The following is a 24,408-nucleotide window of genomic DNA, read 5'->3' as shown; positions in this document are numbered from 1 at the left end:
GTATTGAATATATAATTAATAATATTAATCATCCATCCCCATGAAAACATTAAAATTCTTGAGACTCCCGGTTTTGTTAGGTCTCTTTTTTGTAATGATATCGGCAAAACCGGCCGATGACAGCAAACAGACAGAACGCATCCATAATTCGTCAAATGTGTTGAAAGAGTTTGCCAAGATGAAGGAAAGCATCCCGCATCAGCTATTGGAAGAATACGAAGGCATTGTTATCATCCCCAAACTCATCAATGCCGGATTTGGCATTGGCGGTAAACGCGGTAAAGGCGTAGCCATGGTGAAACTGGGTAATGGCAAATGGAGTGATCCGGTGTTTGTTACTTTAACAGGCGGTAGTTTTGGCTTGCAAATCGGCGTACAATCCGTTGATCTGGTGCTGGTGTTCCGCCATAAAGGTGTTTTAACCAAAGTTAAGAATGGTGATTTTACTATCGGCGGAGATATTTCTGCAGCAGCCGGTCCTGTTGGCCGCAGTTCGACTGCAAGTACCGATTATAAGCTGCAGGCCGAGGTTTACTCATACTCACGCAGCCGTGGTTTGTTTGCCGGGATAACTATCAATGGCTCAAACCTGGGCATTGATAAGGATTCAAATGCTGCTTATTATGGAGCCAAAGCCACCTCGCAGGATATTTTTGCGCAGGCAAGCAGCAATACCGAGGCGGTTAAAACATTAAAAGAAACATTGGCCGCGTTTTAAAAACAATGCGCTGATAAACAAAAATACCCGGCTAAGTTCCGGGTATTTTTGTTTTAATGCTTTTGAAATGCCCGTTTAAGCAGTAGTCCGGACAGTGCCGACATTCCACCTACTAAGCCTCCTAAAATGCCGGTTACAGCTAATATATAGCCCCAGCCAGGCAGATGGAATAAGTGCGCTATCCTTGTAGCCATGATGTGGTCATTGGGTATGCTTTTAAAGAGAGCCAGTACTATCCACACCATCAAAACCGCTATAAAGGCTTGCCAAAAAGAACTTTTTGCTGTCGTGCCAATAAAAAGGGCCGTTAAAAATGATATGACGGCAACTATCCACCAGGGTAAAAAATATCCGCTGGCAAATGAAAGTATAAGTATGATGAAGAACAACATAGTGCTATTATTTACCGGTTAATGTATAAGTTGATTTAATGCGTGGTGACTGTTCACTTACCGATTGCATGAAAAGCAGTTCTTTTAACTTCCCATCATTCCAGGTTTTGAACATATCGTTATAGAAAAAACTGCCGGGATTACCTGATTCGCCGCCGGGAAAAATGCCGTAACCTTTTACTTTGGGGCCCATTTGCACCACCATACGCCATGAAGGGCCATGCCCGTCGTGAAGTGCATTAACTGTTGATGCTGTGCCACCCGATTCAAAATTACCCGAACCAAAAGCCGGTTGGCGTGAAAGGCTCGCTATCTCCATTTTTTTAAATTTACCCCATTGCCAGTTTGCTCCGGGTTTACCACATCTGTCGGTAATTTCCTTTACCGCAGCTGCAAAAGCTTTATTAACGATATCTGCCGCGGTTTCCTTTGCCGGTGTGCGGATATCATCAAACCATTTGGAAGTTGGATCTTTAAGCAGTAGCTTTTCTGTGCGATCTACAGAAGGAAAATTGTTTTGCAGGGTTTTATCTGCAAAATCATCCCCCCACACAGCATTGTACAATTGCGACCACCAGTTGGAAAATACAGTGGCACCTATTGAATTCGGCGTAAAATTTTTGTCCCACTTATTGATTTGATCGTAAGCACTAAGTTGTGCAGCATTAAGTTTGGTTGGGTCGATATATTTAAGTAGGGTTGGTAAAATGTCCAGTGCCCGGATACTGTAAACATCTGTTTGGAGGATGCGCATACTATCAACGGTGGCTTTGGTCATAACGGAAAGTCTGTCATTAATGCGTTTACCGCGTTCATAGGGTGCAAATGACCAGTTGATATAATAAGGATAAGACGGATCTGTTGACGACTGATTGGCTGAGCTTACAAATCCCCGAGGCGGATTTTTAATGGTGGGATCCTGCTCAAATGGTACCCAACCATGCCAGTCGTCGGCAGGATCGGTTCCATCTAAAATAAATTTCCCCTGATCTTTGTATTTAAGCGGATATTTACCGTTTGGCGTTATGGCGATATCGTCTTTACTGGCAAAAACAAAATTTGAAGCAGGGGCGCTGAAAAAGGTAAGCGCCTTGCGGTAATCGTTATAGTTTTTGCCTGTATTAAGCAGGTACATAGCCATCAGTTCGTTGGATGATTCGTGCGCTATCCACCTTAAAGAATGCCCAACCGGAACAAAATCAGGGCCATCGGCTTTTTGAGCATTGTTTTGATACACAACCGGGCCATGGTGCGTATAAACTACTGTATCATAAACCGGTTTTTGACCAAGTACTTCAATTTTTTCAACACGGCGGGTAGTTTTATTCCATTTGTTGTTGTACCAGTATTCCTCCATTTTGGTATCCCTGAATTTTTCCTGGTACCAGTCCAATACGTCGGCATCAACATTGGTAATACCCCAGCTGATGTTATTGTTAAAACCTAAAATAACACAGGGCGCACCCGGTAATGATACGCCATAAACATTCATACCCGGCGCCGAAAGCTGTACCTGGTACCAGATAGAAGGTAGTGTGAGGTTAAGATGCGGGTCGTTAGCTAAAATAGGATACCCGCTTGCTGTTTTACTGCCCGCTACAGCCCAGTTATTGCTGCCAATACCTTCAACACGGGGTTTAGTATTTGTACTATCTGCCATGCCGGCTAAAAAATTAGCAGATGGTTTGGGAATGGGCAGTGGTTTAAAATAATCCCATTTTGTCCCTGTGGGGATGATGGGATCTTCGTGCATAGGATAATCGGGAAAAAGATCATTTGTAGTGGCCGGGCCAAATTTGCGCAGGATATTGGTCATGGCAAATTCGTTTGAGCCGCCGGCCAGTGTTTCCGACATCAGCTTGAGCAAAAAGGCGCAGTTGATAGGTTTCCAGTCTTCGGGGGCATAGTTCAGGAGTTTAAACTCTATAGGATAACTCCTCGGGCTTAGCTGATGGATATAACTGTTGATGCCATCGGTATACGCCAGGATCATGTTGCGCACTACTGGATCGGCCATCATTGCCTTTATTGTTTTTTCGGCGCCGTAAACCATTCCCATGCGGCGGTGATAGCGGTCAATATCCAATACTTTGGGACCAATAACTTCAGCCAGCCTGCCTGCTGCCTGCCGGGTTTGGATATCCATTTGCCAAAGACGGTCGGTTGCGGTCATGTATCCCTGGGCAAAGTACAGGTCGTGCTCGTTCTGTGCGAAAATGTGCGGGATATGGTTCTCATCAAATTTAATGGTAACCTTACCCTGTAAGCCTTTAAGTTTCAGGTCGAGCGTTGGCAAAATGTGCTTGCTTTCAGCATTTTGCCAAAAACCATCAGCCGGGCTCAGGAGTTTTCCTAATGGTGGAACGACGCTTATTTTAGTTTGCAGTGCCCAGATGAGCAGTAATGTGAAAAAGATAGATATGAATGCTTTGGTAAACTTCATTGCTTGGATGATGATGCCCCTAAAGTTAACCATTTAGGCTGCATATTCAAGTCTTGGCTTACGCTTGCGGTAATGTTTTTTAGGTTTAGGAGTTTGAAGTGAGTCTGTCTTAGGTTGTTTCTTTTCCCGGCGAAAATCCCAGGGCGGGGTAGGATTGGCATCCTGCCATAAACCAAGTTTATCTTCGCGGGCCTGTTGTTCCAGAGCAGCCAGTTCGGTGTTTTTGGAATAGGCTTTATACTGCCAGGCGTAGCCGTTTTTTACCAGCTCATAATTTATATTAGTGCCATCAATAAGTACCACCTGCGCAACTGTACGGCCATAGCGGTCATGTTCGTTACCAATTAATTTTACCTCTTTACCAAAACACAGATCGGAAGTGAATTTTTTAGCTGCCTGTCCAAAGGCCTGCGATTTTTCAGGGCAGTCAATTTCGGCAAGCCTCACAGTAATCTGCTGGTTATCGCCGGTAAGCAAACCCAAAGTATCACCATCTTTTATTTTCACAACTTTATAAACACTGGCATCGGGTTGTTTGGTATTATTGGGATTACAACCGGCAATTATAAGTAATATGAAGACGAGTAGGGCAGAGTACTTTTTAAATGTCATATATTAATGTGCGGATTTTGGATGAATTTATAGATGTGCAGATTTCAAATGCGCAAATATGCAGATGAATTTATAGATGTGCAGATAGATTTGATGAGCTTATCTAACAAATAATCTGCGCATTCAAAATTTGCATATTTGCGCATCTGAAATTATTTCGCATGCAGGCTCAACGCATTTCCGTCGGGATCCTTAACAGTGGCAAAGCGGCCCCATGGGGTTGTGTCAACATTGCCTACTTCAAGGCCTTTGGCTTTAAGGTCTGCTATATCTTTATCCAGGTCGTCGGTTTTAATTACAAGGCCGCGTACACTACCTGCAGGCATTTCCGGGAACCAGTTTACCAGGGTGATGGAAACAGGCGAGCCCGGAAATGCCATCTGGATCCAGGTTTGTTTTTCAAAGTTAGCTTCAACTAATATTTCAAAACCGATTTTTAGGTAAAACGCTTTGGCGGCCTGCTGGTCAGTTACTGGGATGGAGATAATTTCAATTGCTTTCATATACTTAGCTTTGTTTAATGCTAATGGGTTGGCTTAACCCCTACATTGAATTTCAAATTTATCTTTTAAAATATACAATTAAAAAAAATTGGCATCGGCACCATGTCGATGTATGCGTATCGAATTGGACAGCGGCACTGTAATAAAGCCCTTTCAATCTTGTAAATCCAATTAAATCCCGGTTCAGATACGATTGGGACATTAAAGCATTAACTTTGCTGATTATTAACATATTCTTAATAATTGCCATTATGAGCAAATTTACCATACCTGATAAAGTGTTGTACGTATGCGTAGGCAGCAAATGCGGAAAACGAGGCGGTAAGGACATGTACAAGATCGCAAAATCGTACATTAAACATCATCACGGCCCCGAAGAGTTGGAGGTAATTGAAACCGAATGCACTGACAGGTGTAAATATGCCCCTGTGTGCAGTATCCAGCCCGGCAACACCTGGTTGAAAGAATATCACCCTAAAGAGGTGTTGAAGTTGATGGATCTGATTGAGTGACGTTTTCCAAAGATGCCGTATCATAAGCCCCGGCTTTGTCAGGCTTGGACAGCACTGTTAAAATTCACTAATTTTGTGCGAATCAAATTACATTACCCCGGGCCCATGGAAAATTCAACGATTCCCCGTATGCCATTGGAAACGTTCGCAACGGACAATTACCAGCAGCCATTGCTCAACGTAGAACATTACCCGGTTGATTCGCAATACTTTGTCATTCAAAACCGGGACACTTACCCGATTAAGGATTATATATCGCCGCACCGTCGTAAATTTTACAAGATATTCCATATGACCCGGGGCACCGGAGTTTTGACCATCGGCCTTCACCGTTACGAAATGGGGCGGAATGAGATCGCTTTTCTCCACCCCGACGAGATCATGTCCTGGCAAACCACCTCAGCAGAGACAGGCGGACATTTCTGCCTGATTCATCCCAACTACTTCGGGCTCGAAGCCGACCATGTGCTTCAGTTGTTCCGGCAGTTCCCGAACTTTGAGACTGATAAGGCGGTGATCCAACTGACCGACGAACAGTCGGCCAAGATCAACGGTTATTTCGAAACGATGCACCGGGAAGACCGCGGTAACAGCGACGATAAAAAGCAGGCGATTTTATTACAGTTGCAGATGCTGTTGCTCGAAAGCCGGCGCGCTGGCAAGAACCTGATGCGCACGAAGGCTTCGGAAGGTTATAGCTATATCTACCGTTTCTTATCCTTACTGGAATCATCCTTTCAGGTACAGGAACGCGACTCCTACGTTAAGCTTAAAACGGCGGCTGAATTTGCAGACCAACTGCATGTGCACCCCAATTATCTGAATTCCCTTGTTCGCAATCAGACAGGAAAAACCCTGCGGGAACATATACAGGATCGTCTGATCCATGAGGCCAAATCCTTACTCGTGCAAACCGACTGGGGTATCAATGAGATCAGCGATGGGCTGGGCTTCTCCGGCCAGGCCGCCTTTACCTCCCTATTCAAGAAAAAGGCCCTTGTTTCCCCTTCAGAATTCCGCAGAAATGCGGCTGTTTCCACTCATATTTGAAACTCACAAATTTTCCTGTGATTCGAATAAGTGCCTTCAGGGCCTTCCTGCACAATTTTGTACCATACAATTAATGATCAAGAAAATGAAAACACAGAAAGTATGGTTCGTTACAGGAGCCTCAAAAGGATTAGGTTTAAGTTTAGTAAAACGGTTGTTAACTGAAGGCTACAAGGTAGCGGCTACTTCAAGGGATGCAGAAGCCTTACGTACCGAGGTGGGCTACAGTGGCGATGATTTTCTTCCGCTGCAGGTGAACCTGACCGACAATAACAGTGTAGCTGAAGCGGTTACTGCGATAGTTGCTAAATTAGGCACGATCGATGTAGTTGTGAATAACGCCGGTTACGGGCAGCTCGGCACATTGGAGGAACTGTCCGACGACGAAGCCCGCAAAAACTTCGACGTCAACGTATTCGGTTCGCTGAATGTAATCCGTAACGTAATGCCGATATTCCGCGCCAGGAAATCAGGTGCATTCTTTAATATCTCTTCAATAGCCGGTTTCCTGGGCACTTTCCCCGGATGGGGTATATACAACGCCACCAAATTCGCGGTTGCCGGCTTCACCGAAGCGCTTTCGGCTGAAGCAAAATCACTGGGCGTAACTGCCACCATCGTTTATCCCGGCTATTTCAAGACCAATTTTCTGCTGCAAGGCTCATTGCGCACCGCAGCAAAGCCGATCAATGACTATAAAGAAGCCCGCGACCTGGAAGTAATCCACAACGAACAAGTCATCGGCAACCAGCCCGGTGACCCTGAAAATGCGGCTTTAGCCTTCATCGAGGTGGCTGAAATGGAAGAGCGCCCGCTGCACTTATTCCTGGGTTCAGATTCATTCGGTATGGCGCAAAACAAGATCGAAGCCGTTCAGAAAGACCTGGCTGCTTTCGAGAGCATCAGCAAATCGACCGATTTCAAAAAATAAGCTTTTTTCCGCCCTTATAAAAAGCCGGCCAGCAACCGCCGGTTTTTTGTGTTTGCAGGGTAATGCCGAAGGTATCATATGAAGAGGAAAGAGCCACCAAAACAAAAAAGACCGCATCATTTGATTTACGATCAAGCCTCCTTAAAATAAGATGTTAAAAAAAATGCCTTTCGTTTATCGAAAGGCATTTCGTCTGGAAACCTCTCCTTCTGGAGAGGGCAGGGTGGGGGCTTACGCCTCACTATCATATTTTATCTGACCAACGTGCTTGTCAATCTGCCATCTGCCGGTACCTTCTTCGCCGATAACCTCAAACAGTTCGAGGGCGCGGCGGGCTTTGTATTCTTCTTCGCGTTGTTCTTTCAGGAACCAGTTCAGGAACTCCATAGTAACAAAATCCTGTTCTTTCATGCAGCGCGCATATATGTTTTTGATAGCGTTGGTAACGCTGATTTCCTGGTCGAGGGCGTCTTCAAACACTTCGCGGAATGAATTATATTCCTGTTTAATGCCGGTTACCTCAGGTGATACAGCATTGCCGCCCATATCAAGGATATATTTATAAAATTTTAGCTGGTGATGGCGCTCCTCTTCGGCTTGTTTGAAAAAATATTCGGATGAAAAATCATAACCGTTGCGATTGCACCATGATGCCATGGCCAAATATGCTGACGACGAAAATGCTTCTTTTTTAACTTGCTGATTTAAAAGCGCTTCGATATCTGATGATATCAGGCTTTTTATGCGGAGTAGGTCTTTCATGGTCTTGATAAATTAATGTTATATGTCTTATCGCAGGATAATTATATACAATAATAATGCTGTAAAGGCATATTAGTTTAATTTAAAGACAATATGAAATTAATCTAAATTGTGTTGATAATTAGTCTAATTACAGTGAGTTGCTGTAAAGGCGGTCCTGGATAATGTGGTTGAGTTCCAGCATTACAAAAGTACCTTCTAAAAGCTCTTTCAAGCTGATGATCTGAGCCAGTGAAAGTACATAACAATGGTCGCAGGCGCAGATGAAAATGATCTCCACGTCGGGATCAGGAGTGGTATTCAGCAGTTTTTCCTCAATGTCGATAGCATAAACCGCTTTGCGTAATTTTAAGAAATTGCGATGATCAAACCGGGCAACCTTACCGGCGAAATCGACATACCAGCAACGCTCCGCATCGCATTGGTAAACGGCACCTGTTTTGGTGCTGAAAACGTCGGTCCATAAAGTTAGTTCGGTGGTCGCAATCATATAATGGTTGCAAATATTGGTATTATTTGTAATCAATCCAAATAAAGATAAAAAATAATTTTCAACACGAATTATTAGCATACCGCTCACAATTTATTCGAATTACACGAATTAGGTTGGAGAAATCAATTCGTGTAATTCGTATTAATTCGAAAAATTAGTGTCGGATAATTTTTTTCATACAAGCAATAAATTTTATTATAAATTTGGAGCGTGGTTATGGGCTTGTCTGTAACCTAACCAATTATCCTTTTATCATTTTTTATATGAGAAAAACCTTACTATCCGCCTTATGCTGCTTGCTGGCTGCTTTGGGTGTAAAGGCACAAACGCCTGCACTTGAACGCGTTGAGCCCATGTCCTGGTGGGTTGGCATGAGCAATCCCAACCTCCAACTTGTTGTGCATGGCAGCAACATTGCCGCCCGTAATGTAGTGCTTACTTACCCCGGTGTAAAGCTTAAAGCAGTTCATAAAGTTGAAAATCCGAATTATTTATTCATTGACCTGCAAATTTTTTCATCAGCTACTCCGGGAACGTTCCCGATAAAATTTAAGAAAGCAGGCGAAAAAGACCTTACGTATAGTTATACACTTAACAAACGCGACAGATCTGCAGGCAGGGCGCAGGGCGTTACCAATAAAGATTTGATTTATCTCATTATGCCTGACAGATTTAGCAATGGCGATGCTGCCAACGACTCATTTGATAACCTGCGTGAGCGGGGCATCCACCGCGATTCGATGTTTAGTCGCCATGGGGGGGACCTTCAGGGGATCATGAACCATTTGGATTACCTGAAAAATTTAGGCATTACTGCAATCTGGCTTACACCCGAAATTGAGAACGATGAGCCAAGTGCTTCGTACCACGGTTACGCCGTTACCGATTATTATAAGATCGATCCCCGTTACGGTACCAACGATCTGTACAAAAAGTTTGTTGAAAAATGCCATAGCATGGGTTTAAAGGTTATTAAAGACCTGGTACATAACCACGCAGGTACCGAAGGCTACCTGATACAGGATATGCCAATGAAAAGCTGGGTACACCAATGGCCAACGTATACCAAATCAAATTTCCGTGATGCGGCAGTAATGGATCCCCACGCTTCGCCAATGGACCGTAAACTGATGCAGGACGGCTGGTTTGACCACCGCATGGCCGATCTGAACCAGAATAATGTCTATGTACAAAACTACCTTACCCAAAACCACATCTGGTGGGTGGAATATGCCGGTATCGACGGTTTCAGGCTGGATACTTATCCTTATAATGAACCTGTTTATATGGCCAAATGGGCGAAAGATGTAAAAGCCGAGTTCCCTAAGCTTTCCATATTTGGCGAAACGCTGGTATGGTCTGCCGCTAACCAGGCATTTTTTACGCAGGGCAATACGGTTAACCGGGGTTTTGATACGCAGCTACCCGGCGTAACCGATGCTGTTTTAAAAGATGCCATTTATGAAGCTATTAATGGTAACGATGGCTGGACAGACGGCGTTGGTCGCTTGTATTCGGTAGTAGCTCAGGACTTTCTATACCAGGATGCCACCCGTAATACCATATTTATGGATAACCATGATATGAGCCGTTTATTATCAATGGTAGGGGAGGATATTACCAAATACAAATCGGCTATGGCTATGCTGCTTACCATGAGGGGCGTACCGCAAATGTATTATGGCGATGAGATTCTGATGAAAAACTACTCGAACCCTGATGGTTTGGTACGCGAGGACTTCCCGGGCGGCTGGGCCGGCGATAAGGAAAATAAATTTACTGCCGAAGGCCGCAGTAAAAAAGAAAATGACGCTTTTAATTATGTGAGCAAGCTGGCTAATTACCGCAAAGGTACTACTGCCCTGCAAACCGGTAAAATGATGCAGTTTGTACCCGAAAATGGCATTTATGTTTATTTCAGGTACGATGCTCAAAAAACGGTAATGATCATATTCAACAGCAGCGATAAGGAACAGGAAACTACTACCGCACGGTATTTTGAGCGTATCGGCGATGCTAAAAAAGCAAAGAATGTACTAACGGATGAAATGATTGGTCTGGATAAAGTCACTATACCAGGCAAGACAACTTTAGTGTTAGAATTAATACCCGGTGTTACCCATTAAAATAATATCTTAGGGGACTAATTCCCTGTGTTTTACCCAAAAAAATGAATACAATAAAAGCCTGTATTTTTGACCTTGACGGTGTGATAGTCGATACTGCCGTTTACCATTATAAAGCCTGGAAAAGGCTGGCCAATTCGCTTGGCTTTGATTTTACTGAACATCAGAACGAACAGCTGAAGGGCGTAAGCCGGGTACGTTCGCTGCAATTGATCCTGGGCTGGGGCGGCGTTACCAAAACAGAAGCCGAGCAGGAGCAGTTGGCTACTCAAAAAAACACCTGGTATATGGAAATGGTAAACCAGATGAAACCCGAAGAGATCCTGCCTGGTGCCAAAGAGTTTTTAACAACCTGCCGTGCGGTAGGTCTTAAAACGGCGCTGGGTTCCGCCAGTAAAAACTCAATGACCATACTGGAGAAAATTGGTATCACCGATATGTTTGATGCGGTGATTGATGGCAATAAGGTAAGCAAAGCTAAGCCCGACCCTGAAGTGTTTTTGGCAGGAGCGCAAGCCCTGGGCGTTGAGCCCGAAGAATGTGTGGTATTTGAAGATGCCATTGCTGGTGTTGAGGCAGCCATTGCCGGGGATATGAAAGTGGTAGGCATTGGCTCGCCCGATGTATTGAAAGGCGCCAACCTGGTTATTAAAGGTTTGGATGAAATGACACTGGATAAATTGTATAAACTATAGCCCCACCCAAACCCTCCCCTAAAGGGAGAGGGCTTTTGAATTGCATGGAGGCATAATAAACTATTAACTATTAAACTAAAAGTCTCCCCTTTTAGGGGGAGATTTAGAGGGGGCAAATGAAAAACTACATAAAAGCTGATGAGTGGAAGATAATTGAAGAAGGCTTCGATCCTCATTACAATAAAATTTCTGAAAGTATCTTCAGCTTAGGTAATGGCCGCATGGGCCAGCGCGCCAATTTTGAAGAAGCTTACAGCGGCGATACCCTGTTGGGCAACTATGTTGCCGGAGTTTACTATCCGGATAAAACCCGTGTAGGCTGGTGGAAAAACGGTTATCCCGAATATTTCGCCAAAGTACTTAACGCAGCCAATTGGGTAGGTATCGATATTGTAATTGATGGCGAACAGCTTGACCTTGCCAAATGCGAGGTGCTGAGCTTCCGTCGGGAACTGAACATGAAGGAAGGTTACCTGAAACGAGATTTTCATGCTAAAACCGCGTCGGGTAAAGAAGTAAAGGTAGAGGCTATCCGCTTTTGCAGCATAGCCGATGATGAAACAGGCGCTATCAAATATACGCTGACCCCGTTAAACTTCAGCGGGGCTATCACGCTAACGCCATCCATTGATGGTGATGTGGTAAACAAAGACTCTAACTACGATGAAAAGTTTTGGGACGAGGTAAGCAAGGGCACACAAACCGATGGCGGTTACATTGTAATGCGCACCAAAAAAACAGGCTTTGTTGTTGCTACCGGCATGAAGTTTAGCATCCTGCAAAATGGTGCTGCCATTGAACTAGCTACTGAGGCTATCGAAAAAGAAAAATACGTAGCCGCTAAAGTTAGCTTACAGGCAAAACAGGGCGAAAGCATTACGGTGATTAAATATGCTGCTAACCTGTCATCACAAATCTATAAACAGGAAGAACTGGTTGACCAGCTAAACGCTACTTTAACCCGCATCAGCGCTAAAGGCTTTGATACCATGCTGGCCGAACAAGCTGCTGCCTGGGCCGAAAAATGGAAACACAATGATATTATTATTAATGGCGATATCTCGGCACAACAGGCTATCCGTTTCAATATTTACCAGCTTAACCAAACGTACACCGGCGAGGATGATCGCCTGAATATTGGCCCTAAAGGTTTCACCGGTGAAAAATACGGAGGCTCTACTTATTGGGACACCGAGGCTTATTGCGTGCCTTTCTACCTTTCAACAGCACCGCAAAAGGTTACCCGCAATTTGCTGCTTTATCGCTATAAACAGTTAGGTAAAGCCATTGAAAACGCACAATTGCTTGGATTTAAAAATGGCGCTGCCTTATATCCAATGGTTACGATGGATGGTACCGAATGCCATAACGAATGGGAGATCACTTTTGAGGAGATCCATCGTAATGGGGCTATTGCGTTTGCTATTTATAACTATGTGCGTTATACCGGCGATGAAGCTTATTTAGGCGATTACGGTTTTGAGGTATTGTTAGGCATAGCCAGGTTTTGGTCGCAAAGGGTTAACTGGTCGGAGGATAGGCAGCAATATGTAATGCTGGGTGTAACCGGGCCAAACGAATACGAGAACAACGTAAACAATAACTGGTACACCAGTACTATTGCTACGTGGTGTATGCAATATACTGTTGACGTTGCTGATAAAATAAAAGCAGCTGATCCGGAAAAATACGCCGCATTGGTGAGCAAGGTAAGCCTGAATGAGGAAGCCGAATTTGGCCGTTTCAACGATATCATCCAAAAGATGTATTACCCATACGACGAGAAACGCCAGGTGTTTTTACAACAGGACGGCTACCTGGATAAAGAGCAGATCCTGGTAAAAGATCTGCCCGCGTCAGAGCGTCCTATCAATCAAAAATGGAGCTGGGACAGGATATTGCGTTCATGCTACATTAAACAGGCTGACGTATTGCAGGGGATCTACTTTTTTGAAGATCAGTACGATATAGATACCATTCGCCGCAACTTTGATTTTTACGAGCCGCGTACGGTACATGAATCATCGTTATCGCCATGTGTACATGCTATTTTGGCTGCCAAACTCGGCGATGAAGCCCGTGCTTATGAGTTTTACCTGCGCACTGCCCGTTTAGACCTCGACGATTATAACAATGATACTGAGGACGGCTGTCATATCACCTCAATGGCCGGCACCTGGATGGCTGTTGTTGAAGGTTTTGGGGGGATGCGCGTTAAGGATGGCAAGCTTTCGTTTCAGCCGTTTATTCCCGAAAAATGGTCGTCATTTTCGTTCCATATAGGTTTCCGCGGTGCCTTGCTGAATATTAAAGTGAGCAAAGAAGGTGTGCAGATCAAAAACGCTTCGGATGTGGAAACAACAGTGCTGGTTTATGGTAAAGAGCAATTGGTGAAAGCCAATGATAAACTCCTGGTTGAAGCGTAATGAAAGGCAATAAGATCTTTACATGTTTTATTGCTGCAACAATGTTGCCCGTTATTACGTTGGCACAGGTAAAACCACATCATACAAAAAAACGCATGGAACAAACTACCAACCATAAGCTCATCATATATCAGTTATTGCCCCGCCTGTTTGGCAATACCAACACACTTAATAAAACCAATGGATCTATTGAGGAAAACGGTGTAGGCAAGTTGAACGATATCAATGATAAGGCCCTTCAGGAAATTAAGAAAATGGGTTTTACCTATGTTTGGTACACGGGTGTAATTGAGCATGCTACCATGACCGATTATTCGCAATATGGTATTAAAGCCGATGATCCGGATATAGTGAAGGGCAGGGCAGGTTCGCCTTATGCTATTAAAGATTATTACGATATCGATCCCGACCTGGCAGTTGATGTTAAAAACCGGGTCGGCGAGTACGAAGCGCTTATCAAACGCAGCCACAACAATGGTTTAAAAGTATTGATGGATTTGGTTCCTAACCACGTAGCCCGTACCTATGGTTCGGACGTTAAGCCTGCCGGTGTACGTGATTTTGGCCAGGATGATGATAAGAGCAAAGCTTTTAGCCCAACCAATGATTTTTACTATATGCCCGGTCAGCCTTTTGTTGTGCCGTCAGGCTATAATCCCGGGGGCGATGAGTTTAATAGTCCGCTGAAGGATGGCAAATTTGATGAAAATCCTGCTAAGGCAACCGGTAATGATGTATTCAGTGCTGCACCATCAATCAACGATTGGTTCGAGACCATGAAGCTGAACTACGGTGTTGACTACATGGATCATCGCCGCGGTCATTTCGACCCCATCCCCCCGCTTTGGAATAAGGTTTATGATATCCTGCATTACTGGAGCGAAAAAGGTGTCGACGGTTTCCGCTGCGATATGGTGGAGATGGTGCCGATTGAGTTTTGGGGATGGGTGATCCCGAAACTAAAAGCCGAACATCCTGGTTTGGTATTCATCGGCGAAGCTTATGACAAAGGGAAATATAACGATTATATTTATAAAGGCAAGTTCGACTATCTGTATGATAAGGTAGGCCTGTATGACGCCATCAAACGCTTAACCCGCGATGAGCACAATTCATCAACCTGGGAAATTAACGCAGTTTGGAACCACGATAGTAAGGGCATCGACGAGCACATGCTCCGGTTTATGGAAAACCATGATGAGCAGCGTATTGCCTCAAATGATTTCGCAGGTAACCCATGGTTGGCCGTACCGGGGATGATCGTAACAGCCACGTTAAATACCGGCCCGGTGATGGTTTACTTTGGCCAGGAAGTAGGAGAGCCGGCTATAGGCAACGAAGGCTTTAGCGGTAATGACGGCCGCACTTCCATCTTTGATTACTGGGGAGCGCCTGAGTATCAAAAATGGGTGAATAACCATATGTACGATGGTGCGCAATTATCGGCAGATCAACAAAAGCTTCGTGGCTTTTATCATAATTTGCTTACAGCCGTTCATAACAGCGAAGCTTTAAAAACAGGTGCTTTTTATGAACTGATGATAGCTAACGAACACCAGCCGGGATTTGACACCCGTTTGTATATCTACGCACGCTATACCAACAATCAACGTATATTAGTAATAACCAATTTTAACCGGAGTGAGCGTAAACTAACCGTGAAGCTTCCGGAAGATCTGTTAACAAAATTAAACCAAAGCGGCCCTAAACAATTCACCGACCTGTTGAGCGGCGCTAAATTCGATACCGATGATATACGTAATGGTGTTGAAGTAAGCCTGCCAGCCATGAGCGGATTGTTGCTGGAGTTTTGATCAGAATTTACAGAATTTTAGAATTGACAGAATGCTTGTCATGTTGTGAAAGGCCATAGTGTTCCGTGCGGGCCTGCCACCCTGAACTTGTCGAAGGGTCACGCGTGGAGGCCTTCGCCGCCATGCTTCGACAGGCTCAGCATGACACCCTGATATTCTGAAAATCCAAAAAATTCTGTGAATTCTGATTCTGACATTATAAAACCAATTATGAGTAAACCAACCATCGCGCAAAAGCCACGGTTAAGCTTTTGGCAGATCTTTAACATGAGCTTCGGCTTTTTGGGCATCCAGTTTGGTTTTGCCTTACAAACAGGTAACGCAAGCCGCATCCTCCAAACCTTTGGTGCAGATGTGGAGCATTTGTCGTGGTTTTGGCTGGCCGCGCCCATTACAGGGATGGTTGTTCAACCCATCATTGGTCATTACAGCGACAGGACCTGGAACCGTCTCGGTCGCCGCCGCCCTTACTTTTTAACAGGGGCTATTTTATCAGGTTTAGCGTTATTCTTTATGCCAAATTCATCCATGCTGGCAGCATTTATTCCACCTATAGTAGTAGGCGCGGGCATGCTGATGATCATGGATGCTTCGTTCAACGTAGCTATGGAACCATTCAGAGCTTTGGTGGCTGATAACCTGCCCGATAGTCAGCATACAACCGGTTTTTCCATGCAAACCTGTTTGATAGGTGTAGGCGCTGTAATTGGTTCGTGGTTACCTTATGTTTTTGCCGAATGGTTTGGAATAGCCAAAACAGCCGATCAGGGCATTGTGCCTAATAATGTGCTGTATTCATTTTACATTGGTGCCGCGGTTTTAATAGGCGCTATTTTGTGGACTGTGGTCCGCACAAAAGAATATCCCCCCGAAGTTTATGCAACCTTTCATGAGAAAGACGAAACGGTATCTGGGCATAAGGGCGGTTTGTTGGAGATCTTCTCCGACCTGGTCAACATGCCCAAAACTATGAAACAATTAGGGTTGGTACAGTTTTTCTCCTGGTTCGCACTGTTCTCTATGTGGGTATTTACTACCCCGGCAGTTGTTGATCATGTTTACCACATCCCGGCAGGGGATACTTCTTCGGCAGCCTATAATGATGCCGCCAACTGGGTAAATGTATTGTTTGGTGTATATAATTTAGTATCGGCAGTGTATGCTTTGTTATTGCCTCGCATAGTTAAAAAACTGAGCCGAAAAAAAGCGCATGCGTTTTCATTAACTATGGGCGGTTTAGGGTTAATCTCCGTATTCTTTATTCCTGATCCCCGTCTGCTGATTTTGTCAATGATTGGCGTCGGTTTGGCTTGGGGTAGTATCCTTGCTATGCCTTATGCTATTCTATCGAGCTCAATACCAGCCAAAAAGATAGGCGTATACATGGGTATTTTTAATTTCTTTATTACTTTTCCGCAAATAGTTAATGGCATTATTGGTGGTCCGATAGTGAAGTATGCATACAGCGGGCATGCCATTTATGCTTTGGTAATGGCCGGTATTTTTATGTTCCTGGGGGCGATAGCTGTTCTTTTTGTTCAGGATGGTAAGAAAATTCAAATAATTGAAGCTGCAAATTGAATAAAAATTAAGGATTTGGCACGGTTAATGGTTTTTCGTTAATTCAATTATTGTATATTGCGTAGTAAGTACACTTTATACATCTTTGCAGAAGCCACTAATTTGTTTGAATGGAAAGTAATACCCCAAATCCGGAGTTGATAACCAGTAAGTTAATTGAAGCAGAAAACTTACTTGAAGAAGAAGAGGAATTTCACCATCTTAATAACCCTGCCGATGGTATTAAGCCGGTTGTAAAAAAGTATCTCGGTGTACCTAATCATGCCGATCAGGTGGGGAATAAGTTCTACTTTACTGATGGCGATGCTAAAGTTGAAGTAATAGTTGTTACCGACGAGATTATCCGTGTGAGGCTTGCGCCGCATAGCGTTTTTTTAGACGATTTTTCATACGGGGTGCCTAAGCTGCCAACCAAGGCGGCAGGTTTTACTCTGCATGAAGATGATAATGAATTTCGGGTATCTACTTATAAAGTGAACTGCCATATCCGCAAAAAGGATTTCTTTATCTCTTTTTCAGATAGCAGTAACCATGTAACCAGCATCGATGCTGTGCCAATGCATTGGGAAGAGAACGTGCAGGCGGGCGGTTATTATGTGTTTTGCACAAAAACCTGTGCACCCGACGAAAGCTTCTTTGGCTTAGGCGATAAACCAACCGAATTTAACCTGCGCGGCAAAAGGCTAAAAAACTGGAACACTGATGCCTATTCATTTCAGTGGAACCAGGACCCTTTGTACCGTAGTATCCCTTTTTACATCAGCGTAAACGAGGGTATAGCACACGGTATCTTCTTTGATAATACATTTAAAGCGCAATTTGACTTTGGCGCCGAAGACAGGACTAAAACAAGTTTTTGGGCAGATGGCGGGGAACTGCAATATTACTATATCCACGGGCCGCACATGATGGATGTGGTAAAAAGCTATCATACCCTAACCGGTACACACCCCATGCCGCCGCTTTGGGCATTGGGTTACCACCAATGCCGCTGGAGCTATTATCCGGAGGCCAAGGTTAGGAAGATAGCTAAAGGTTTCCGCGAAAACCAGATTCCATGCGATGGCATCTACCTGGATATCGACTATATGGATGGTTACCGCTGCTTTACCTGGAACCGTAAGTATTTCCCTGATCCTAAAAAAATGATCAGCGAGCTTGCGGCTGATGGCTTTAAAACTGTGGTAATTATTGATCCGGGGATTCGTGTGGATGACAACTACGAGGTGTTCAGAGAGGGTAAGGAGAAGCGATATTTCTGCCGCCGAAGCGATGATTACTTTATGGAGGGCCACGTTTGGCCGGGCCGTTGCCAGTTTCCTGATTTTACCAATCCTGAAGTACGCGAATGGTGGGGCGGTTTGTTTGACGAATTGGTTCAAATGGGGGTTGCCGGTGTTTGGAACGATATGAATGAGCCCGCTGTATTCGGTGCCGGCACCTTCCCCGATGATGTGCGCCACCAGTATGATGGTTACCGTGGCTCGCACCGTAAGGCACATAATATTTATGGTATGCAGATGGTACGCTCAACCTACGAAGGCTTGCGCAAGATCATGAAAAACAAACGCCCTTTTACTATTACAAGGGCAGGTTATTCAGGTGTACAACGCTTTTCATCGGTGTGGACTGGTGATAACGTAGCCTCATGGGAACACCTGAAGCTGGGTAATATCCAGTGTCAGCGCTTGTCGATATCGGGCATTCCGTTTTGCGGTACCGACATTGGCGGTTTTAGTGGTGAGCCCGATGGCGAACTGTTTACCCGCTGGATCCAAATGGGCACCTTTTCTCCGTTTATGCGTGCGCACTCGGCAGGTGATACCAAAGAGCGCGAGCCATGGAGCTTTGGTGAACCATTCACTGCCATCAACCGTAAGTTTATCGAGTTGCGTTACCGCCTGATCCCTTACCTGTACTCCACTTTCTGGGAGCATCACCGCTATGGGTTCCCAATTTTGAGGCCGGTTGTAATGCATGAGCAGGACACACAGCTGAACCACTTCCGCCAGGATGAGTTTACATATGGTGATAAGATCCTGGTTTGCCCTGTAATGGAACCGGGCCAGATCAAACGCAACGTATACCTGCCTAAAGGTAAATGGTACAACTTCTGGACTCACGAGGTTGTTAACGGCGGCCAGGAAGTATCAGTAGATACCCCACTTGAAACCATGCCTCTATTCATTAAAGCAGGTTCGGTAATCCCTGAATACCCGGTAATGCAGTATGTTGGCCACAAAGAGATTGAAGAAGTAAAGCTGAATATTTACTATACCGATTATGAAGTAAATTCATTCCTGTTTGAAGATTACGGCGAAACCTTTGCTTACGAGCAGGATATTTACCTGGAGAAAAAGTTTGTGGTAAATGGCAGCAGCAAAAATTTAACCATTGATCAGAGCCTGGAAGGTTTGTATACCCCACGCTATGACGGCTATCATTTTAACCTGATAGGTTTGCCGTTTACGCCATCAAAAATAAAAGTAGATGGCAAAGAGGTAAAAGAATTTCAACTAAATGATGATAAAACGGTAGAGTTTAAATACAGTAAAAACTTTAAACATATTGAAATAAGCAGATAGTATTTAGAAGAGGTTAAAGCTAAAGGGCAAAAGGTTAAAGGTAGCTGTAGCCTTGTAAATCAAGAAAAAAAACCTTTATAGCTTTGCTCACGTTAAGGCTATCTCATTAAAACGCCATTGCTACGGCAATGGCGTTTTTTGTATGAATTCGAATTTATTGGATTAGTTGAACGGACAGAATGCTTAGTAAATTTAATAAATTCTCTTAATTCAATAAATCAGTTCAGACAAGTTATCCTGTTAATTCTCAAATTCGGTAAATTCTGATTCAGACAATCTTCCCTCCAAAAATAAATCTCCAAAACCCTGCATAATATATTAATCCTGTTATATTTGATTACATATAAACCAAACTCATTCCTGTGATTTGGGTTATTTACTAACACCCTAACAGGTTATCTATATCATGGCCAAAAAAACAACTAAAACCGAGAACCCCTTACCGGATACAAAGCCTGTAAAGGAAAAAAAAGCCGTCACTAAGGTCAAAGCCGATAAAGTAACGCCTGAAACAGGAGCCCCGGAACCTAAAAAAGCAGTTAAAACAAAAACAGCGGCTGCCGAAAAGCCTATCGTTGCAGAGAAAGCTGAGCCGGTTAAAACAAAATCGACTGCTGCTGAGAAGCCTTCAGCCGTTAAAAAAGCTGCGCCGGTTAAGTCGAAAGCGGTGAATGCCAATAACCCGACAGAAATTACCCCGCAACCTGTAAAGCTTAAAGCCGTTGAACCATACAGCCGTTTTACGGATTTTGATATCAGTTTATTTAAGTCGGGCAAACATTATAAGCTGTACGAAAAACTGGGCTCGCATGTAGTGGAATATCAGGGTGTTATTGGGACTTATTTTGCCGTTTGGGCTCCAAACGCACAATACGTAGCGGTAATTGGCAACTTTAACGGCTGGAACCGCGGTTCGCATAGTTTGAATGCCCGCTGGGATTCATCGGGTATTTGGGAAGGTTTTATTCCAAATGTTGGCAATGGCGAAACGTATAAATACTATATCAAATCATCAACCGGCGAAGACCTGGAAAAAAGCGATCCCTTTGCTTTACGCTGGGAACTGCCGCCGCGTACTGCCTCTATAGTTGCCGATACTTTTTATGAGTGGAAGGATCAGGATTGGATGCAGAACCGTCATGAACATAACGCGCTCGACAGGCCATATTCGGTTTACGAAGTGCATTTGGGTTCATGGGCGCGTAATCCCGAAAGTCCGGACGAGTTTTTAACTTACACTCAGCTTGCCGAAAAAATGGTGCCTTATGTAAAGGAAATGGGCTTCACCCATGTAGAGTTTATGCCTATTATGGAACACCCGTATTATCCGAGCTGGGGTTACCAGGTAAGTGGTTATTTTGCAGCGGCATCACGCTACGGTACACCACAACAACTGATGTGCCTGATTGAAGAATTTCACAAAGCCGGTATCGGCGTAATCCTGGATTGGGTGCCTTCGCATTTTCCGGGAGATATCCATGCGCTGTATAAATTTGACGGTACACACCTTTATGAGCATGCCGATGCCCGCAAAGGTTTTCACCCCGACTGGAAATCATATATTTTTAACTACGGCCGAAACGAGGTAAGGGCTTTTCTGATCAGCAACGCGCTTTTTTGGCTGGAAAGGTATCATGCCGATGGTTTACGCGTTGACGCGGTGGCCTCAATGCTGTACCTTGATTATTCGCGCAAGCATGGCGAATGGGAAGCTAACAGGTATGGCGGTAACGAAAACCTCGAAGCTATATCATTTCTGAAAGAATTTAACGAAGCTGTTTACAGCCATTTTCCATCGGTACAAACCATAGCTGAAGAATCTACGTCATTTACCGGCGTTAGTCGCCCGGTTTATTTAGGTGGCCTGGGCTTTGGGATGAAATGGATGATGGGCTGGATGCATGATACTATCGATTACTTTCATGAGGATCCTATCCATCGTAAATATCATCATAACGAAATAACTTTTAGCACCATATATGCCTTTACCGAAAACTTTATGCTGCCTTTCTCGCATGATGAGGTTGTTTATGGTAAAGGTAGTATGTTGCGCAAAATGCCCGGCGATGAGTGGAGGCAGTTTGCTAACCTGAGACTGATGTACGGATACATGTTCACACACCCCGGTTCAAAACTACTCTTTATGGGCGGCGAATTTGGGCAGGGCGATGAATGGGATTTCGGCAAATCGTTACAGTGGCATGTGCTGCAGTATCCAAATCACCAGGGTATTAGCGAAACAGTTAAGGCGTTGAACCATTTATACCGTACAGAGCCTGCGCTGTATGAAAAAGCCTTTTCGCACCAGGGTTTTGAATGGGTTGACGGCGGCAATGCCAATGATTCCATACTGGTTTACCGCCGGATGGGACATGACAGTAAAAACGACCTGATGATCATCCTGAACATGACCCCCGTTGTACGCCGTGATTATCGCATAGGCGTACCTGCTGCCGGTAAGTGGAAAGAGATCTTTAATTCGGATAATGAAAAATACTGGGGCAGCGGCATCATCAATTATGAGCCTGTAAATAGCGATCAGGTAAGCTGGCATGGCAAAAGCCAGTCTATCAAAATTACTATACCGCCGCTTGCGGCTGCGGTATTTAAACTGGTACCTGATGTGCCTGCTAAATATGAATTGAAACGGTAAGCAGTTTTGAAAGACTTACGAAGTTCCAAATACTTCGTAAGTCTTTCAAAACTAAGTAAACAAGTTAAGGATGCCCTGTTGTTAGTATGTAAATAACCTATGAACCCCAAATTCAAATATCTTTATCTTATAGGTGGTATAGTTGCCACGATATTGTTTATTGTGCAAATTGTGGCTACCTATCCAAAGCCTAATACAGTTGGGATAGTCCTTGGTGCTCTGCCAGCCTTGGCCTTGTTTTACTTATCGTACAAGGCTTATCATGTTAAAAAGGATAATGAGTTGATGTGAGGATTTGGTAACCGCTACAAACCATCATAAACGTCGCATCTCCTGAACATAATTACTTGTTTCAAGGCCATAAAGTCACCTTTCACTACCCAGGTTTCTGCGTGTTTGGTCATTTCGTCAAGGCCATCGTTCCATTGCTGATTATTAAAAACGCATTCGCCTATTATAGTGCCATCGGCTCGTTTGGAAATATAAATTTTTAGAGAGTTAAATTTTTTGTCGATTAAAACCGGTTGAATTTTCTCTCTTAAAGTTTCAAAAAGATATTTTCCGTCCGGCATTTCCTCCCATTGCCCCTGCACCATTAAGTCGCCTAACTTAGGGTGCCAAAGTATCTCCCGAGCATTTGTAATTACCAGCATATCAGCTTCCGGGTCATGAGTATCCGTAAAGCCCTCCATTATTGGCGGAAACACAATGTTAAGGTAATTATCTAAGGCCGAAGTAATCCTCTTATCCATTGTTTCGCCAATACCGGCTAAACATTCATATATCCCTTGCTCAAGATATAAAGGATGCCTGGTTAAAATATTAAGTTGTATCAAAAATGGATGTGCATCTGGCACGTCAATAATTGAAGTGGATATTTCTAAGCCCGAATCAAGTATCAAAGTAAGATATTGCGGATGACGTTCAACCTGGTGCCCCATTTCAACTAATCTGTCTTTAAGTACCTCTATGAGGTAGCCATTATAATCGCTATATTTTGCAATAGGTTCTTCTTTCTGAGGCTGTGCAGTTGGTTGGATTTGTTCTGGTGGTTTTTTCCTGAAAAGGTCGAATAGCCCCATGATGACTTGTTTTGATTATCGGTTTAGTTGCTTCAGCAAAAATAAAGAATCTTATATAATACGGTATTTTCGTTTTTATCATTATTTGTCCACCTGCCGGTATCCAACCCTTTTTTATTTGCCTGGACATGAGATATCTGATGCAGAGGGCGTAAGTAAGCCACCCTACAGGCAAAAGCACAATGTTTGCGCAAGGAAATGATCTACTACAAACTTAAAATTCTATTTAGCCGGAAAATGCTGGCCAATCACGAAAATTGCAGCCATTAATGCAATAATAGCGGCCAACACTCCCCATAGTTGAGCAGGTTTCATATTTGATAGTAACTCGCCGACAGTTAGCTCGTCCGGGACAATTTTCCTTCTTTCGGCAGCAGTATTATTTTTGCTAATGCTGAGTGCCTCCACTTTGCTCTTCCAACTGGCCAAAACACCATTAAACTCTACTGTTGATAACGAATTTTGGTTGGGTTTTACTGTCATCACATACCAGTCGTAGCCTTTTTCTAATAAGCCCTCGGCACGTATTCCTTCCTCCACGATAACTAAAATCGGAAGATTCTTAGTGTATGCTATCGCTGATTCAATTTGATTCCAGGGAGTAGCAATTTGGTTGTTGATAGTGTTATTTCATTAGCGCTGCCCCGTTTTTCAATCCCGCTTTCAAAATAGATTCGCTCAAGTGCAATAACTAAGATGCCTGAACATTCATCCATCAATCCCTTTATTGATTTTAAAGGCGAATCAGAACTGAATGTATTTCTTCCGATGGTGTTGGGAATCAAATTTTCGCTTCTAAGTCTGTCTTCTATAGATTTTACAAAATCTTCCTGGCTGGGAGTTGAGGTTCCCCCAACACTGATAAATACTTTGGGTTGATCCATGGTAATTGAAAATAAGGTTGATTGTATTGATTGATAATCAGGTTTATAATTGTCTGTAAGTTAGTTGTAATACTTAATCAATACAAAACACTAAACAATCCAGTACACGAGGTAATGATGTTTGGTCAAAGCCTTTTCTGTCCGTT

General features: G+C 43.8%; 22 protein-coding genes. 13 read left to right on the top strand and 9 right to left on the bottom strand.

What is annotated here, in order from left to right; translation table 11 throughout:
• The first annotated feature begins 40 nt into the window (after positions 1–40).
• On the top strand, positions 41–718 hold the full coding sequence (locus ACEN82_RS17760; protein WP_175490050.1) for a lipid-binding SYLF domain-containing protein: 678 nt from the start codon (positions 41–43) through the stop codon (positions 716–718).
• Positions 719–771: 53 nt separating this feature from the next.
• On the opposite strand, the gene ACEN82_RS17755 is transcribed toward ACEN82_RS17760, so the two are convergent.
• Entirely contained in the window at positions 772–912 is a 141-nt protein-coding gene (locus ACEN82_RS17755) for a hypothetical protein (RefSeq protein WP_167516217.1), read from the bottom strand.
• On the opposite strand from ACEN82_RS17755, the gene ACEN82_RS17750 reads away from it, so the two are divergent.
• On the top strand, positions 911–1,132 hold the full coding sequence (locus ACEN82_RS17750) for a hypothetical protein (RefSeq protein ID WP_413320465.1): 222 nt from the start codon (positions 911–913) through the stop codon (positions 1,130–1,132). The genes ACEN82_RS17755 and ACEN82_RS17750 overlap by 2 nt on opposite strands.
• Here the strand turns inward: ACEN82_RS17750 and ACEN82_RS17745 are convergent.
• The 3 genes from ACEN82_RS17745 to ACEN82_RS17735 form a co-directional block, all read right to left on the bottom strand.
• Positions 1,118–3,553, bottom strand: a complete 2,436-nt coding sequence (locus ACEN82_RS17745; protein WP_413320467.1) for a penicillin acylase family protein — start codon at positions 3,551–3,553, stop codon at positions 1,118–1,120. The two genes, ACEN82_RS17750 and ACEN82_RS17745, sit on opposite strands and share 15 nt — an antisense overlap.
• A gap of 33 nt (positions 3,554–3,586) precedes the next feature.
• Entirely contained in the window at positions 3,587–4,165 is a 579-nt protein-coding gene (locus tag ACEN82_RS17740; RefSeq protein WP_413320469.1) for a thermonuclease family protein, read from the bottom strand.
• A 152-nt stretch (positions 4,166–4,317) separates the two neighbouring features.
• Positions 4,318–4,668, bottom strand: a complete 351-nt coding sequence (locus ACEN82_RS17735) for a VOC family protein (RefSeq protein ID WP_090531475.1) — start codon at positions 4,666–4,668, stop codon at positions 4,318–4,320.
• Positions 4,669–4,919: 251 nt separating this feature from the next.
• Between ACEN82_RS17735 and ACEN82_RS17730 the strand changes: the two genes are divergently transcribed.
• The 3 genes from ACEN82_RS17730 (at position 4,920) to ACEN82_RS17720 (ending at position 7,161) form a co-directional block, all read left to right on the top strand.
• Positions 4,920–5,180 (top strand): (2Fe-2S) ferredoxin domain-containing protein, encoded by a 261-nt coding sequence (locus tag ACEN82_RS17730; RefSeq protein ID WP_091163031.1) that lies wholly within the window; start codon positions 4,920–4,922, stop codon positions 5,178–5,180.
• Between the two features lie 105 nt (positions 5,181–5,285).
• Positions 5,286–6,230 carry a helix-turn-helix domain-containing protein gene (locus ACEN82_RS17725; RefSeq protein WP_413320471.1) on the top strand — a complete coding sequence of 315 codons (945 nt, stop codon included), beginning with the start codon at positions 5,286–5,288 and terminating at the stop codon, positions 6,228–6,230.
• An 85-nt stretch (positions 6,231–6,315) separates the two neighbouring features.
• On the top strand, positions 6,316–7,161 hold the full coding sequence (locus ACEN82_RS17720; protein ID WP_413320473.1) for an SDR family NAD(P)-dependent oxidoreductase: 846 nt from the start codon (positions 6,316–6,318) through the stop codon (positions 7,159–7,161).
• A 231-nt stretch (positions 7,162–7,392) separates the two neighbouring features.
• Here ACEN82_RS17720 and ACEN82_RS17715 read toward each other — a convergent pair whose 3' ends face one another.
• A complete protein-coding gene (locus ACEN82_RS17715; RefSeq protein ID WP_129569350.1) occupies positions 7,393–7,923 on the bottom strand; it encodes a ferritin in 531 nt (176 codons plus the stop codon).
• Positions 7,924–8,053: 130 nt separating this feature from the next.
• The gene (locus ACEN82_RS17710; protein WP_413320475.1) at positions 8,054–8,413 is read right to left on the bottom strand and encodes a hypothetical protein; all 360 of its coding nucleotides are present in this window, start codon (positions 8,411–8,413) and stop codon (positions 8,054–8,056) included.
• A 266-nt stretch (positions 8,414–8,679) separates the two neighbouring features.
• On the opposite strand from ACEN82_RS17710, the gene ACEN82_RS17705 reads away from it, so the two are divergent.
• The 8 genes from ACEN82_RS17705 (at position 8,680) to ACEN82_RS17670 (ending at position 22,587) form a co-directional block, all read left to right on the top strand.
• Positions 8,680–10,542, top strand: a complete 1,863-nt coding sequence (locus ACEN82_RS17705) for a glycoside hydrolase family 13 protein (RefSeq protein WP_413320477.1) — start codon at positions 8,680–8,682, stop codon at positions 10,540–10,542.
• A 44-nt stretch (positions 10,543–10,586) separates the two neighbouring features.
• A complete protein-coding gene (gene pgmB / locus ACEN82_RS17700; protein WP_413320479.1) occupies positions 10,587–11,237 on the top strand; it encodes a beta-phosphoglucomutase in 651 nt (216 codons plus the stop codon).
• A 116-nt stretch (positions 11,238–11,353) separates the two neighbouring features.
• Complete coding sequence (locus tag ACEN82_RS17695) at positions 11,354–13,663, top strand: glycoside hydrolase family 65 protein (protein ID WP_413319406.1); 2,310 nt, start codon at positions 11,354–11,356, stop codon at positions 13,661–13,663.
• A gap of 95 nt (positions 13,664–13,758) precedes the next feature.
• Positions 13,759–15,477, top strand: coding sequence for an alpha-amylase family glycosyl hydrolase (locus tag ACEN82_RS17690; protein WP_413319404.1), 1,719 nt, complete (start codon positions 13,759–13,761; stop codon positions 15,475–15,477).
• A 210-nt stretch (positions 15,478–15,687) separates the two neighbouring features.
• A complete protein-coding gene (locus ACEN82_RS17685; RefSeq protein WP_413319402.1) occupies positions 15,688–17,058 on the top strand; it encodes an MFS transporter in 1,371 nt (456 codons plus the stop codon).
• A gap of 110 nt (positions 17,059–17,168) precedes the next feature.
• Positions 17,169–19,643, top strand: coding sequence for a TIM-barrel domain-containing protein (locus ACEN82_RS17680; protein WP_413319400.1), 2,475 nt, complete (start codon positions 17,169–17,171; stop codon positions 19,641–19,643).
• A 406-nt stretch (positions 19,644–20,049) separates the two neighbouring features.
• Positions 20,050–22,296, top strand: coding sequence for a 1,4-alpha-glucan branching protein GlgB (glgB, locus tag ACEN82_RS17675; protein WP_413319398.1), 2,247 nt, complete (start codon positions 20,050–20,052; stop codon positions 22,294–22,296).
• Positions 22,297–22,395: 99 nt separating this feature from the next.
• The gene (locus tag ACEN82_RS17670) at positions 22,396–22,587 is read left to right on the top strand and encodes a hypothetical protein (RefSeq protein WP_413319396.1); all 192 of its coding nucleotides are present in this window, start codon (positions 22,396–22,398) and stop codon (positions 22,585–22,587) included.
• 14 nt (positions 22,588–22,601) lie between these two features.
• On the opposite strand, the gene ACEN82_RS17665 is transcribed toward ACEN82_RS17670, so the two are convergent.
• The 3 genes from ACEN82_RS17665 to ACEN82_RS17655 form a co-directional block, all read right to left on the bottom strand.
• Positions 22,602–23,378 (bottom strand): DUF6348 family protein, encoded by a 777-nt coding sequence (locus ACEN82_RS17665; RefSeq protein ID WP_176623145.1) that lies wholly within the window; start codon positions 23,376–23,378, stop codon positions 22,602–22,604.
• A 222-nt stretch (positions 23,379–23,600) separates the two neighbouring features.
• Entirely contained in the window at positions 23,601–23,918 is a 318-nt protein-coding gene (locus ACEN82_RS17660; protein WP_413319394.1) for a hypothetical protein, read from the bottom strand.
• A gap of 32 nt (positions 23,919–23,950) precedes the next feature.
• The gene (locus ACEN82_RS17655) at positions 23,951–24,262 is read right to left on the bottom strand and encodes a hypothetical protein (protein WP_413319392.1); all 312 of its coding nucleotides are present in this window, start codon (positions 24,260–24,262) and stop codon (positions 23,951–23,953) included.
• Between the last annotated feature and the right edge of the window lie 146 nt (positions 24,263–24,408).

The organism is Mucilaginibacter sp. Mucisp73, from assembly GCF_059491465.1.
Note: the sequence above shows the minus strand (reverse complement) of the source record. Positions and strands in the feature narration are given on the sequence as shown.

Bases quoted from the DNA above. Each gene is read 5' to 3' on its own strand.
- glgB (WP_413319398.1), top strand. From the start codon at position 20,050: ATGGCCAAAAAAACAACTAAAACCGAGAACCCCTTACCGGATACAAAG.
- ACEN82_RS17755 (WP_167516217.1), bottom strand. From the start codon at position 912: ATGGCTACAAGGATAGCGCACTTATTCCATCTGCCTGGCTGGGGCTAT.
- ACEN82_RS17715 (WP_129569350.1), bottom strand. From the start codon at position 7,923: ATGAAAGACCTACTCCGCATAAAAAGCCTGATATCATCAGATATCGAA.
- ACEN82_RS17690 (WP_413319404.1), top strand. From the start codon at position 13,759: ATGGAACAAACTACCAACCATAAGCTCATCATATATCAGTTATTGCCC.
- ACEN82_RS17710 (WP_413320475.1), bottom strand. From the start codon at position 8,413: ATGATTGCGACCACCGAACTAACTTTATGGACCGACGTTTTCAGCACC.
- ACEN82_RS17720 (WP_413320473.1), top strand. From the start codon at position 6,316: ATGAAAACACAGAAAGTATGGTTCGTTACAGGAGCCTCAAAAGGATTA.
- ACEN82_RS17740 (WP_413320469.1), bottom strand. From the start codon at position 4,165: ATGACATTTAAAAAGTACTCTGCCCTACTCGTCTTCATATTACTTATA.
- ACEN82_RS17735 (WP_090531475.1), bottom strand. From the start codon at position 4,668: ATGAAAGCAATTGAAATTATCTCCATCCCAGTAACTGACCAGCAGGCC.
- ACEN82_RS17750 (WP_413320465.1), top strand. From the start codon at position 911: ATGATGTGGTCATTGGGTATGCTTTTAAAGAGAGCCAGTACTATCCAC.
- ACEN82_RS17725 (WP_413320471.1), top strand. From the start codon at position 5,286: ATGGAAAATTCAACGATTCCCCGTATGCCATTGGAAACGTTCGCAACG.
- ACEN82_RS17695 (WP_413319406.1), top strand. From the start codon at position 11,354: ATGAAAAACTACATAAAAGCTGATGAGTGGAAGATAATTGAAGAAGGC.
- ACEN82_RS17685 (WP_413319402.1), top strand. From the start codon at position 15,688: ATGAGTAAACCAACCATCGCGCAAAAGCCACGGTTAAGCTTTTGGCAG.
- ACEN82_RS17705 (WP_413320477.1), top strand. From the start codon at position 8,680: ATGAGAAAAACCTTACTATCCGCCTTATGCTGCTTGCTGGCTGCTTTG.
- ACEN82_RS17730 (WP_091163031.1), top strand. From the start codon at position 4,920: ATGAGCAAATTTACCATACCTGATAAAGTGTTGTACGTATGCGTAGGC.
- ACEN82_RS17655 (WP_413319392.1), bottom strand. From the start codon at position 24,262: ATGGATCAACCCAAAGTATTTATCAGTGTTGGGGGAACCTCAACTCCC.
- ACEN82_RS17760 (WP_175490050.1), top strand. From the start codon at position 41: ATGAAAACATTAAAATTCTTGAGACTCCCGGTTTTGTTAGGTCTCTTT.
- ACEN82_RS17680 (WP_413319400.1), top strand. From the start codon at position 17,169: ATGGAAAGTAATACCCCAAATCCGGAGTTGATAACCAGTAAGTTAATT.
- pgmB (WP_413320479.1), top strand. From the start codon at position 10,587: ATGAATACAATAAAAGCCTGTATTTTTGACCTTGACGGTGTGATAGTC.
- ACEN82_RS17745 (WP_413320467.1), bottom strand. From the start codon at position 3,553: ATGAAGTTTACCAAAGCATTCATATCTATCTTTTTCACATTACTGCTC.
- ACEN82_RS17670 (WP_413319396.1), top strand. From the start codon at position 22,396: ATGAACCCCAAATTCAAATATCTTTATCTTATAGGTGGTATAGTTGCC.
- ACEN82_RS17665 (WP_176623145.1), bottom strand. From the start codon at position 23,378: ATGGGGCTATTCGACCTTTTCAGGAAAAAACCACCAGAACAAATCCAA.